Here is a 12,986-nt window from a genome sequence, read left to right on the forward strand (position 1 = left end):
GCCCCGGACGGAAGCGGTCCGGATCATACCCCTCGACCCCGTTGACGATATATTTCGGCGAGGACCGCGGCGACGGCCGGATAGAGGTCGGCGGGGATCACCTGCTGCTCTTCGACCGAGCCATACAAAGCCCGCGCCAAAGGACGATTCTCGACGGTCGGGATGCCGTGCTCGCGCGCGAGCTCCTTGATGCGGAGCGCTCGCTTCCGGATGCCTTTGGCGAGCACCATCGGAGCGGGCGCCTCGCTCTGGTCGTATCGGAGCACCACGGCATAGTGCGTCGGGTTGGTGACCACCACGTCGCCCCGGAGCACGGCATGGTCGAGTCGGGCACGGCGCGAGATCTCAAAGGCCAGCCGCCGCCGCTTGCCCTTCATTTTCGGGTCGCCCTCATTCTCCTTCTGCTCGTCCTTGACCTCCTGCTTGCTCATCTTGAGGTTCTCCTTGTACCGCCATTTCTCGTATGCGAAATCGACGGCGGAGAGGGCGAAAAGGACGACGATCAACTGGGCGGCAAGCGCCAGAATCCACCGCCCGGCAAGCCCCAGAATCTCACCCACGGGGAGCACGTGAAGCATCATCAACTCGGACATCCGGGCCGAGATGAAGAGGTACGCGATGGGGCCGACAATGGCGATTTTGAGGATGGATTTGGCGGTCGTGAAGAGTCCCTGCGACGAGAAAATGCGTTGCAGCCCCTTGGCGGGGCTGATGCGGTCCGGCTTCGGAATGAGCGGCTGCGTCGTGAAAATCCACCCGGATTGCAGCAGGTTGACTCCGACGCCGGTGACCATGAGGAGGAACATGAAGGGCAAGAGGAGCACGAGCACCTGAAAGCCGATGGAAACGATGAGCGCGATGATGGCGTCGACGTTGAGCGAGGTCGTGGCGGCGTTCAGAAAGATTTGTCGGGCCAGTTCCTTGAGCGCGCTGAAAGCAGGACGCATACCGACGCCGAGCACACTCAGACCGACCGACAGCGAGAGGATCGAGACCATATCCTGGGCTCGAAAGACGTTTCCCTCGTCTCGGGCCTTCTTGATCCGCTGGGCCGTCGGGTCAAACTGTTTGTCTTGCTTGTCCGCCATACTTCACGCGGTCGTTCGCTTCGGTCAACGATCCGACCCCAGAAAAAAACGAGCCACGGCGCCCGGGGCTTCGAGCCGCCGATGAAGGACGGCAGGCGGGACGGGAGGCGGAAAAGGGGAGTCGCTCGGGGAAAGGATTTCCTTCGCGTGAAAGGATCGGGAAGTCTATGCTTCTGCGGGAAAGGAGATCATCCTTCCGGCGGAATGGACCGTCGGCGCATCGCCCCGATGATTCGGAGCTCTGATGTGCAGCGCACCGATACGAGACCGGAGCCTTTCGCTGTTCGCCTGTTTCCTACGCGGCGCCCCGCCTCTGTACGCGGACCCAACGCATAGTCGGCTACGCCCCCTCTAAAAAACGTACCGCAGGCCGAACTGAAACTGGCGCGGCGGTCCGGCATTGCGGCGGACGAGCAGCCCCGAAGCCGCGGGACCGACCTGGATCTGGTTGCTCTGGGTCGCATTGTTCGAGTAACCGCTCAGGTTCTCGATGTCGAACACGTTGAAGACGTCGGCGCGAAACTCGAGGCGTCCGTTCTTGATCGGGAGGGCGTACTGGAGCCCCACGTCGAAGGTGTTCGACCACGGCAGGCGGTCGCTGTTGCGGGCCTCGCCGGGTTGCCGGTCGCTGTTGCCCACGTACGCATCGCCGAAGGAACGCCCGTCGCCGTTGAGGTCGGTGGTGCCGAAGACGGTGGCGTCGGGGATGCGGTTGATGGGCTGTCCGCTCTGGAGCAGCGCCGCCACGCTGAGGGCGAAGTGCCGGGCCGGGTACACGTAGAAGACGCCGCTGATCACGTGCGTCCGGTCGTTGATGGACGGCCCCCACTCGGCCTCGAAGTCGTTCGAATCCATCGCGCGGAAGTTGATGTCCTCGGTGTTGTTCCGCAGGCGCGAGAGCGTGTAGGAGACGCGATAGGCGTAGGCGTCGTCGCCGCGGTCTTTGAGCAGGTTGAAACTCGCCGCCCAGTACCGTGCTTCGCCCGCCGTCTCGGTCACCATGATGTTGCGCGCGCCGCCCGCCACCGGTCCGACCGGGCGCGTGGCGTCGGCTTCGGCCGGGGTGCGGACGAGCGCCCGGAGCTCCTCCGCCGTCTTCCCCTCGACGTCGGCGCGGGTGAGCCGGTACGGCGCGGGCGCGTTGAGGTCGCGGAGGCGGAAGAGGTTGAACGACCGCGTGTGCATCAGGTCGACGTAGAAGAGCTTGTCGGACCCGAGTTGCCGCTGATAGCCGATGGAGAACTGGTGCGTGTACGGGTTGTCGTAGCCCTCCGGGTTGAGGATGCGGCGCTCATTGCTGAAGATCCGTTCCCGCTGCGTTTGCACTTCCTCCGGCGTCGGCCCGGCGAGATAGGGCGCCCCCTGAAAATCGGCGGTCAGGTTGCCGTCGAAGGTGACGCGGTCGAGGTTGGTGTCAGAGGGGAGACGCCCGAGGTCGATGAGCTGCTGAAGCTGACTCCGGAAGCCATCGGCGGTGGAGTTTTGCTGAAGGGCGTCGCTGTAGATGGCGTAGACGATCTTGTCGTAGAAGATGCCGTAGCCCCCGCGCAGGCTGCTCCGGGCGTCAAGCTTGTAGTTGAAGTTGATCCGCGGCGCGAGGTTGTTCCAGTCGCCGGAGGCGCCCCCGCCTTTCGAGAGGTTGTCGTAATCGTACCGGAGGCCGAGCGTCACGTTCAGGCGGTCGCTCACGGAGACCAGATCCTCGACGTATACGCTCCAGACGTTCTGCCGGGCGCCGAAGGCCTTCGGCTTCAGCTCGACGCTGTAGTTGAGCACCTCCGGGTCGAACGGCGCGAGGTCGTCCACCGTCAGACTCGCGCCGGGACGGTCGGCGCGCAGCCGGTCGAGCGCTTCCGTCGAGAGCTTCACGGTATAGTTGCCGGACGGGTTGCCGCCGCCGGTGAGCGCGAAGTCCGATGACACCAGCTCGCCGCCGAGCTTGAACGTGTGGTCCCCCCGACTAACGGTGAGCTTTTGCTGAAGCTGGATCGTGTTTTCCACGTCGTCGAAGACGAAGCCGGGATGACCGAGCACGGCCAGCGTCAACTCCTGCGGATCGAGCACGACGACCTGCGGTTCCTCCTTCGCCCGCGCGTAGTTCCACCGGAAGCGGCCGTACTGCACGTTCGTCTCCGAGACGAAACCGTTGCCCACGTACGTATTCATGAGCGCCACGAGCGCCGAGTTGCGATCCTGCGTGTTGGCGGCGGAGGGAAACGTGACGCCGCCGTCGAGGCCGCCGCCCTGCCGCTCGATCCGCACCGCGCCGAGGTTGGCGCGCAGCGTCGTGCGGAGGCGGTCGTTCCACCGATGATCGATGCGGGCCGAGGCATACGTGAACCGGTTCTGCCCCTGAATGGTCTCCGCCAGGCCGAGTTGCGGCACACTCAAAAGGTTGTCTTTGAAGTCCGTCGTATGCTCCAGGTCGACATAGAAGAACGTCCGGTCCTTGACGATCGGGCCGCCGACGGCGAAGCCTCCCTGTTGCCGCATGAAGCCGTTTTTCACCTGATTGCCCGAGAGGTCGCGCTGGGCGTATGGCGAGTCGCCGTCGAGGGCCGGGCCGGGGCGCGTGAGGTAGAATGCCTCGCCCGTGAGCCGGTTGCTTCCCGACTTCGTGGTGATGTTGAAGACGCCGTTGCCCGTCCGCCCGAACTCCGTCGAATAGTTGTTCGTGAGCACGGTGACGTCCTGCACGAAGCCCGTCGGGACGGCGAATTTCTGACCGCCGAGGAAGTTCTCGTTATTATCCATCCCGTCAATCATATAATTGACGAAGAGGGAGTTGGCCCCGTTGACGCTCACATTCGGCGCTTCGGGATAGAAGCCGGTGGCCTGCGTCACGTTCGGCAGCCGGTAGAGCGCCCGCGTCACGTCGCGCCCCTCGATGGGGAGCATCTCGACCTCCCGCTCGCTCAGCGTCGCCGACACCTCGGCGTTGACGGTATTGATCTCGGCAAAGCTCGTCTGCGCCGTCACCGTCACCTCATCGAGCTCGACCGTGCGGACGGGCACGAGCAGCAGCACGATGCTTCGCGTATAGTTCGATCGGAGGCGGATAGCCTCGGCGCGGGCTTCGTAATAGTCGTCCGTCTCAGGCACGAAGACGTCGTATGCGCCCGCCGTCGTCACGCTCGGGAAGCGCGCCTTGCCCTGCGCGTTCGTCGTCTGTTGGCGCTCATAACCGATGGCTTCGTTGACGACGCGCACTTCGGCGCCCACCACGGGTCGGCGCGTCTCGTAATGCAGAACGGTGACTTCGAGCCCGGCCTGCGCCCGCGCCACACCGGCAACGCCGCAGATCAAAAGGGCGAACAGGATACTCCTTCGGAACAACATGAAATCGGAAAAGGGGTGATGGCGGAAAGGGGAGAGGTGACAAGGTACTCCTTCGATATCCTCTTTTCCGAAAATGTTACGCCGTGTTTACGTCTTCGTCCATGAAAATACGGGTGAGATCCACGTGCCCCCTCACGTCCGGCCGTCGCGCGTGAGCCTCGGAGCGCCGCCCCGATCTCGGCCCGTCAGGCTCTCGTCCCTAAAGACCAGGGGAAGGCGATCGTCACCTTCCCCCGTTGCGCCTATGGACCGTTTAGGTTCTGCTTTTTTCCTTTCGGAGCGTCGGCCACCGGTTGCTTCGCTCGCCGATAATACATGAAGAACAACACCATTGCTACACTGCCTAGCAGCATGTTTCGGAGCAATGCCTTCAGAGGATCGTCCTGACCAGTCAGGCTTCCGAAACATCCGCAGGAAAATCCGAGACCCCGCAATATGGCATAACCCACTACACCGGAGAAAGCGAAAAAGACAAACGTGGCAGCAAGATACGTGCCCGGGTGACGCCTCAGTAAGATCAGCGCTCCTCCAATCATGGACTCTGTTATTATAACGATCAGAAAAAGAATCTGTGCACTCCAGATGCCAAAGCCGAAGACAGATGTGATGAAGCTTATAAATGGAGCGGGATTAGCTATTTTCCCAACCACGGCGAACATGAGTACGCCAAATAACACGAGCTGACCGGTGGTTCTCAATGCGTGGTGCATCTATCATCGCAGGCTTAACCGTCTGCCTGGCTAAGATAAAAAGAAATAACCGTTGTGTCTTGTACGCAGTAAAGGTTCTCGTTGTACACAAGGCCTTGTCTTGCAAACGAAATGGGAATTATTCCTGAGCCAATATATACGCCTGTTCTAGCGTCATATCGATCCAGGAAGTATTTTCTCTTGGTGTCTGTAAATTTAGTGAATACGTGTAGCACATCATTGCTTATGTCTATGGATAGATTTTTAATTTTTCCTTTAGGGGCTCGCATTATTCTTCCGTTATTTGTGATTCGGCCGGCTTCGGGAGGTAAGGGGAAGCCATCAATCATCTCTATACTCTTCAGCAGCCTGCCTTTTGTATCATGGTAAAAGAAATAACCGGCGTAAAGTGGCACATAAATAAACTCGTCATCTCCAACAGGAACCAGATTGCCGTCGAGCGCGAGCCGATCATTTACCTGATCTTCCAGCGGATTGCCGAACCGGCGAATTTCCTTCCCGGTAGAATCAATCTGAAGAAACAGATCAGGACTCATGAGGGTCAGCAAAACGATGGTTTCCCCCACCGGCGCCATACGTATGGCCAGGTCCGGGATTGAAAAGCTGGAGAGGTAGGTTCCATCCGTTTTGAAGATCGAGATGCGCCGGGGGTTGGGATCCAGAACCCATATCCTCGTTCCCTGAACAAAGAAGTCGGAAGGAATGATCACCTCTCCCGGTCCCTCTCCACGACCAGCTATGATCTCGCCCAGGAAATCGCCCGTGAGTGTAAAGCGCTTGATCTTGAAATTACCGGCATCGAATACATAAAGATGATCATCATAAATTTTCATAAAGGCTGGATCGAGCAAGACATTGTGCCGATCCAGCACCCTCATGTCGACGGGTTTGATATCAAACGATCGTTTGTCTTGCTCTTGCCGCACAACCGCCGGGCGAGGCACAACAGGCTGATCGTTTTTAATCAGGGCATAAAGTCCGGCAGCACCTGACAGGATGCCGATAAGTAGAAAAATGATAACTATTCTTCGCATGATCTGGCAGGTGTGATGTGTATGCAACTGTATAATTGCTTACACCTTCCTGGTTGTCATCTTCGTTCGATTCCTTTGCATCTATAAATTATGTACGTCTTCATATCTGAAGCAAAAGTACCAGGCGCCATCATCGCAATAATAAGCAACGCACCCATCTCCCGTGCCATAACAATTACCTTGTCCACATAACCATACATGCTCTTCCGAACAGTTCGGTGTCGACACTGAGCGATCGGGAAAAGACAATGATGCGAGACTGATCAACAAGAAGGCGAGGAAGAGATCCAACGTTTTCATGGCATTCAGGATTGGAAGGATCGAAAAAGTGGGGGAGTGTGCTCCTATTGCGTTGCCTGGTTGCCCCGGGATGACCTGCGGGTTTAGAAGCTACAGCCCCGGATACGGCTCTTTCGGACGCATTGGAGCAAGCAGGTATGGCCGTCCTTTCCCGGGTAGAGGTCTCAGAGGCCGGCAGCTGGATTGGTAGGCGCGCAGCGGTTTTTGCCCCCCGTTCGAGCAAAATGCACTATAATACACATTGTTCTACTATGCTTAACTTTTTCCCGGGGGAGCGTGATTATCTGTAAGTCTATACGTGGAGGGTGCACATCCTACCTTCTCCTTGAAGGCCTTCGAGAATGCGCCCAGGCTCACAAACCCCACCGCCATCGCAACCTCTGTCACTGACATCCCCTGCAAAGACGGATACCGCAACAACCGTTTTGCCAGTTCGATCCGGTGGTGCAACTGGTACCTTTTAGGTCTCAGACCTACATGCCCGGCAAAGACCTCTGATACATCGTGGTTGACAATCCCCAGGCTTTGTTGAAGCTCGCTAATTTTTACTTCGGCTTCTGAGAGACACTCGTTGATCTCCAAAAGCAGCACGCGTACATCCGCCGGCCATCCTGGAGCGGGGACTACCAGTTCATGGTTTTTGTAGAGTGCTACAATACGTTCGAGCAATTCGTAAGAAGTTTGCGGGGGAGGGGAGGGGGATGCATGCGGCATAGCTTTGCTGAGATCTGACTTCGGGCGCCTTCTACATAAACCCCTTTTGCGGCCAGATATAACCTCGCGTCGGGCTAATTTCTGAAGTTCTCCCGACATTTCGCCAAAAAACCAGGGGAAGGCGACCGTCACCTTCCCCCGTCGAGACCGAAACGAGTCGGGCTCAGGGCTTTTTCCCGAAGACCGTCACGCTCATGAGCGTTCCGAGGCTTCCCCCGGCTCCACTCTCGTCGATCAGGCGAAGCGCCGTCTCCGGTGTCGGAAGAACCTTTTCCCGCACGACGCGCACGCCCTCGAAGCCCGCCTCGCGCAACCAGGCAAGGTGCGTCTCCTCCGCGACGGCCCCGGCCACGCAGCCTGCATACAGTTCCGCCGACCGGCGCACAGCCTCCGGCATCTCCCCACGCACGACGACGTCGGAGACGCAGAAGTGACCGCCGGACCGGATCACGCGATGCATCTCGGCGAAGGCCCGGCGCTTGTCCGGCACGAGGTTGAGCACGCAGTTGCTCACCACCACGTCCACGGTCTCATCGTCGAGCGGGAGGGCCTCGATGTCGCCCTCGTAGAAATGGACGTTGTCGAAGCCGAGCTTCGCCGCGTTTGCCCGCGCCTTTCGGACCATCTCCGGCGTCATGTCCACGCCGAGGACGCGCCCGGTCTCACCCACCTCCGCCCGCGCGATGAACGCATCGACGCCCGCGCCGGAGCCGAGATCGAGGACGGTGTGCCCCTCGCGCAGTTCGGCCAGTTCGGTCGGAAGGCCGCAGCCGAGACGCAGGTCCGCATCCGCCACGTAGCCTGCCACGCCCTCGTATTCGTCGCCAATCATGGTCAGGTCCTCGTTCGGAGGAGATGCGCTGCACCCGCACCCGCATCCTTCCTCTTCCGCCGAGGCGATGGACGCGTACTTCTCCCGCACCATCGCCTTGATGCGCTCCGCGTCCGTCGCCCTTTCCGTATCGGCTTCCGCCGTCTCGCCGGAACCGCAGCAGGGCGAAGGGCCTGCGATCGTCGTGATGGTGATCCCGGTCGCATCGCCCTCCCGGCTCGCGTGAATGTCAATCGTCATCGTTTTCCCTCGTTATTGTGATGTCAACAGCAGCCGTCGGGCGTTTCGAGGTCCTCGAAGAGCGCGGTCATCTCCCGCCGCATACGACGGATCGCCGCCTCGTCGAGGCAATAGCACACGCGCGGGCCCTCGATCTCTCCTGCCAGCAGTCCCGCTTCCTTGAGCGCTTTCAGATGTTGCGAGACGGTCGATTGCGCGAGCGGTAGTTCGTCCACGATCTCGCCGCAGAGGCACGTGCGCCGCGCCGCGAGCACCTTCAAAATGGCGATGCGCGCCGGATGCGCCAGCGCTCGGGCCCACGCCGCCGCCTGCACTTCGTCCTCGCTGAATCCCCCGGTCTTTGCCCGTGCCATGGCTGTCTCCGTTTATTCATCGTAAAAATACGATAAAGTCGCACAAGGTTGCAAATGCGGGAAAAAATTATCCGGCAGGCTCTCGGGCGTTCTCCGTCCTGATCGCGCGCGCCCCGCATTGCCGGTCCCCTTCTCCCGGCCTCAGATGCCGTGATGTAAAGCAATCACATGTTCGATTGCCGGGGCCTTCGTCCGCACCGACCGCCCGCCGCTCATAACTGTCCGCGAAGCCGGGACCACGCGAGGCCGAAGTATTCGTGGAGGGCGGTTCGGGCGAGGGCGAGGCGGCTTCCGTTGGGGATGAGGAGTCGTACGTCGAAGCGGCTGCGGGCCTTGTACTGATGGTCGGTGGGGGCGGGGATGGGAGCGAGCCCCTGCCGGCGGAAGAGCGCCATCGCGCGCGGCATGTGGTACGCCGAGGTGACGAGCGCGAAGGGCGCCTCACCGACGATGGCGCGGGTGCGCACCGCCTGATCGTGCGTGTCGCGGGAGGTTTCGTCGAGGGTGATGCGTTCGGGCGCGATGCCGAGCGTGCGGGCGACGTCCGCCATGGCGGCGGCTTCGGTGCGCCGGCCCAGGCCGCCCCAGCCGGAGAGGAGCAGCCGGGCTTCCGGAAACCACCGCGCGAGCCGGATGCCCTCGACGAGGCGGGCCAGCGAGGCGCGCCCGAGCTGGTCGTTCGGCGGGAGCGAAGCATCGTCCGAGACACCGCCGCCGAGCACGACAATCCACGAGAGCGAATCGGAAAGGGCGGGGTCGAAGGGCGGATACCGGTTTTCGAGGAGGCGGATGCCCAGATGCGGCACGGGCCAGACCGTGAGCGCGAACAGCAGCGCCGTGCCCAGGATCAGCGCCGCACGCCCCGTGCGAAGCCGCCTCCCGCGCCGGACGAACACGAGCCCGGCCAGCAGGAGTCCGAGCACGACCGGCGTCGGCATCAGAAGGTCGGAGAGGATTTTTTTGACGAAAAACATGGGCGATGGAGCGCTTCGGTATCCTGCCGGGTCAGCCGCCGCGCCGCGAGGCCCGGCGGGGGCGCGCTCACGCACGACCCGTCAGTGCACGTAGCTCCCGGCGTTGACGTCGATGGTGCAGCCGGTGGCGTGGTCGGCGAGGCCGGAGGCGAAGAGCACGACGAAGGGCGCGACGTCCTCCGGTTCGGTGAGGCGGTTGAGCGCGAGGTCGTTCAGCACGGGAGCCTCCCCGTGCGTCTCGATGAAATCCCGTGCCATGTCCGTGCGGACCCAGCCGGGGGCCAGGGTGAAGGCGACGATGCCGTCTTTCCCGAAGCCGCGCGCGATGGAGCGGGTGAGCGCGACCATGCCGCCCTTCGAGGCCGCGTACGCCATATAGTCCGGCGTGTCGCCCCGGAAGGCGGCGCGGGAGGCGACGTTGACGATGCGCCCGCCGCCGTGCGCGCGGAAGTGGCCGATGGCGCGGCGGCACAGGTGCTCGGTCGCTTTCAGGTTGACGGCCATCGTGCGGTCCCAGTCGGCGGACCATTGCCGGGTGGGGGCGTCGAGCGGCATCTTCAGCGCGATGCCCGCATTGTTGACGAGCACGTGGAGGCGTCCGAAGGCGTCGCGTGCGTCGTCGAAGAGGCGTTCGCAGGCGGCGGTCTGCGCGAGGTCGGCTCCGAAGGCGCGGGCGCCGTGTCCGAGCGTTTCGGCGAGGGCTTCCGCCGCGTCGCGGTTGCGGTGATAATGGACGCCGACGGTTGCGCCCGAAGCCGCGAGCGCGACGGCGAGCGCCCGCCCGATACCCCGGCTCGCGCCCGTGACGAGGACGTTTCGCCCGGTCAGATCGATGTTCATGAGGAACGTGGAAGGAGGGGAAGGGAAAGGAAAAGGCAGGTCGTGGCGGCGGCGAAGCGCGCCCGGGGAGAATACGCGCCTTCGGAAGCGGATGCAAGAGCCGTGTCCCGCCGGAGAAAGGCGGGGGGAGAGGGGTCGGAGTGGGGACGGGTCAGCGAGGCAGACGCCGGCCGGAGGCGGTCATTGCTCGGAGCGCCACGGGTTGTGGCACGCTTCTTTGATGCAGTGGAACATCCAGTAGAGACCGAAGATCGCGCCGAAACCGAGGGCCACGTAAATCACCACTTCCGAGGCTTCGGCCCACGTAAAAGCGCCGAACATCACCATGCCGCTCCCGAGCACCACACTAAAGACAGCAATTGTCGCGAAGGCCACTATGAGCAGGGCAAAGTTGTCCAGGAACCAGTCCCACACGGGTGAACGGTGATCGTGCATTGTCTCTTGATTCACGTTATACTCCTCCATGCTCAAAGCAATTGTCGTAAACGAGGTCCGCCCCGTTTATCAGGCATTCCAGCATAAAGAGTATACGGGAATTCCCCACAAAGTCAAGGGGTTACGGTGTGCGTGGTGGAGATAATGTCGGCGTGGGCGGCGTGGGCTTAAGCATCTTTGTGCGAAAAGGAGACAACATGTGCGGCCTTTGAGACGTTATATGCGTTCGAGCATCGAAGCCGACGCGGGCGGCGTCACATGGAGTCCCGGATCATGATCCCGAAGGAGCTTTTCAAAAAAATACGACAGATCGAGATTCGCACGAAAGGGCTCGTGCACGACGTCTTCGGCGGGGAGTACCACTCGGCGTTCAAAGGACAGGGCATCGAGTTCTCCGAGGTGCGACCCTATCAGGTGGGCGACGACGTGCGGAGCATCGACTGGAACGTCTCGGCGCGGACGGGGGAGACCTTCGTCAAGATCTTCGAGGAGGAGCGCGAGCAGACGCTGATGCTGCTCGTGGACGTGTCGGGGTCGGAGGATTTTGGATCGAAGGGGAAATTCAAGCGCGAGATCGCCGCAGAGATCTGCGCGGTCGCCGCTTTCAGCGCCATCCAGAACAACGACAAGGTAGGCTTGCTTCTCTTCTCCGACGAGATCGAGCTTTTCGTGCCGCCGAAGAAAGGTCGCCGCCACGTGCTCCGGCTCATCCGGGATCTCTTCGCGCACGAGCCCCGCTCCCGTCGGACGAGCCTCTCGGTGGCGCTCAACCACGCGCTCCACGTGCTCCGCCGCCGCTCCATCGTCCTCATCATCAGCGACTTCTTCGACGACGACTATGAGGCCCCGCTCCGCGCCGTGGCCAAACGGCACGACACCGTGGCGATCCATCTCCAGGATCCGCGCGAGGAGGAATTGCCGTCGTTGGGGCTGATCGAGTTGACGGACCCGGAAACGGGCGAGACGGTCTTGCTCGACACGAGCAGCCGTCAGGCGCGTCGGGTCTTCGCCGAGAACGCTCATGCCCGGCAGGCCGCCATCGAAGAACTTTTGCGCCGTCTCCGCGTGGACCGGGTGCCCATCCGCACCGACGAGAGCTACGTGGAGCCCTTGATCCGTTTCTTTCGACAGCGCAACCGAAAGGCTTGATGAGGAACCGCCGTTTTTCTTTCCGCATGAGGCGCTTCGGAGGCAGGGCCCGGGCGTGCCTGGCGCTCGTCTTCTGCCTGAGCGCGGGTCTGGCGCACGGGCAACGCGTGACGGCCTCGGTGTCGGCGGATTCGGTCACGGTGGGACAGCGTTTCTTCCTTACCCTCCTCGTGGACCACGCCGCAACCGAGCGCCCCGTCTTTCCCGACGAAGCCCCCGCCGAGATCGATACGAGCACGGGCCACGCGCGCCTCGGCGACCTGGAGATCCTCGCGCGGGCGGCGCACGCTACCCGGCCTCTCGGCGAACGGTTCCTCCGGGACAGCCTCGTCTATGAGGTCGTCACCTTTGCGCTCGACACGGCCTTCGTCCCGCCGATTCCGGTGCATTTTACCGCCGATGCCGATACGTTGACGGCGGCCGCGGAGCCGTTCTTCGTGCCGGTGATCTCGCTTGTCCCCGCCGACGCACAGGACATCCGCGACCTCGCGCCGCCGGCCGAGTTCCCGCGTCCGATGTGGGCGTGGCTGTTGCTCGGGGCGGTCGTGCTCATGCTGGCGGCGCTGGCCCTCTATTATCGCCGGTCCCGAGCGCCGGAGCAGCCGCCGGCCGTGGCTCCCGCGCCGGTCCCGCCCGCGTCGCCGTATCAGGAGGCCGTCGAGCGCCTGCGACGGCTGGAGACCCGCGATCCCGGGGAGGCGAAGCCCTTCTTCGTGGAGCTTTCCGAGACGCTTCGCACGTACCTCTCGCGGCGGCTCGGCGTCTCGGCGCTGGAGGAGACGACGAGCGAACTGGTGTATGACCTGAAACGCTATGCCGAGCGGGGGCAGGTGCCGGAGACGGTCGTCGCGGAGGTGCACGCCGTGCTGTCGCTGGCCGACTTCGTAAAGTTTGCCGATGCCCGCCCGCCCGCGCCTCGGGGGCGGGAGGCCCTCGCCCGCGCCCGCGCGGCGGTGCAGACCGTCGAGACGCGCTGGG

12 protein-coding genes are annotated in these 12,986 nt (G+C 62.3%); 2 read left to right on the top strand and 10 right to left on the bottom strand.

Annotated features, from left to right (window positions below; genetic code table 11):
• Positions 1-23 precede the first annotated feature (23 nt).
• From AC1HIY_RS17080 to AC1HIY_RS17125, 10 genes are all read right to left on the bottom strand, one after another.
• Positions 24-1,088 (bottom strand): EscU/YscU/HrcU family type III secretion system export apparatus switch protein, encoded by a 1,065-nt coding sequence (locus AC1HIY_RS17080; RefSeq protein WP_479578003.1) that lies wholly within the window; start codon positions 1,086-1,088, stop codon positions 24-26.
• Between the two features lie 351 nt (positions 1,089-1,439).
• Complete coding sequence (locus AC1HIY_RS17085; RefSeq protein ID WP_479578004.1) at positions 1,440-4,427, bottom strand: TonB-dependent receptor domain-containing protein; 2,988 nt, start codon at positions 4,425-4,427, stop codon at positions 1,440-1,442.
• A 242-nt stretch (positions 4,428-4,669) separates the two neighbouring features.
• Entirely contained in the window at positions 4,670-5,137 is a 468-nt protein-coding gene (locus tag AC1HIY_RS17090) for a MauE/DoxX family redox-associated membrane protein (protein ID WP_479578005.1), read from the bottom strand.
• Between the two features lie 14 nt (positions 5,138-5,151).
• Positions 5,152-6,171, bottom strand: a complete 1,020-nt coding sequence (locus tag AC1HIY_RS17095; RefSeq protein ID WP_479578006.1) for a 6-bladed beta-propeller — start codon at positions 6,169-6,171, stop codon at positions 5,152-5,154.
• Positions 6,172-6,726: 555 nt separating this feature from the next.
• A complete protein-coding gene (locus AC1HIY_RS17100; protein ID WP_479578015.1) occupies positions 6,727-7,284 on the bottom strand; it encodes an AraC family transcriptional regulator in 558 nt (185 codons plus the stop codon).
• Positions 7,285-7,348: 64 nt separating this feature from the next.
• Positions 7,349-8,257, bottom strand: a complete 909-nt coding sequence (gene arsM / locus AC1HIY_RS17105) for an arsenite methyltransferase (RefSeq protein ID WP_479578007.1) — start codon at positions 8,255-8,257, stop codon at positions 7,349-7,351.
• Positions 8,258-8,280: 23 nt separating this feature from the next.
• Entirely contained in the window at positions 8,281-8,610 is a 330-nt protein-coding gene (locus AC1HIY_RS17110; RefSeq protein ID WP_479578008.1) for an ArsR/SmtB family transcription factor, read from the bottom strand.
• A gap of 212 nt (positions 8,611-8,822) precedes the next feature.
• The gene (locus AC1HIY_RS17115; RefSeq protein WP_479578009.1) at positions 8,823-9,584 is read right to left on the bottom strand and encodes a YdcF family protein; all 762 of its coding nucleotides are present in this window, start codon (positions 9,582-9,584) and stop codon (positions 8,823-8,825) included.
• A gap of 81 nt (positions 9,585-9,665) precedes the next feature.
• Complete coding sequence (locus AC1HIY_RS17120; protein ID WP_479578010.1) at positions 9,666-10,424, bottom strand: SDR family NAD(P)-dependent oxidoreductase; 759 nt, start codon at positions 10,422-10,424, stop codon at positions 9,666-9,668.
• Between the two features lie 180 nt (positions 10,425-10,604).
• Entirely contained in the window at positions 10,605-10,874 is a 270-nt protein-coding gene (locus AC1HIY_RS17125) for a hypothetical protein (RefSeq protein ID WP_479578011.1), read from the bottom strand.
• Positions 10,875-11,117: 243 nt separating this feature from the next.
• On the opposite strand from AC1HIY_RS17125, the gene AC1HIY_RS17130 reads away from it, so the two are divergent.
• Together AC1HIY_RS17130 and AC1HIY_RS17135 are read left to right on the top strand one after the other, a co-directional pair.
• Positions 11,118-12,008, top strand: a complete 891-nt coding sequence (locus AC1HIY_RS17130) for a DUF58 domain-containing protein (protein ID WP_479578012.1) — start codon at positions 11,118-11,120, stop codon at positions 12,006-12,008.
• 26 nt (positions 12,009-12,034) lie between these two features.
• Positions 12,035-12,986 (top strand): hypothetical protein (locus AC1HIY_RS17135; RefSeq protein ID WP_479578013.1); only part of this gene is annotated, 952 nt, incomplete at its 3' end.

Source organism: Rhodocaloribacter sp., from assembly GCF_056451265.1.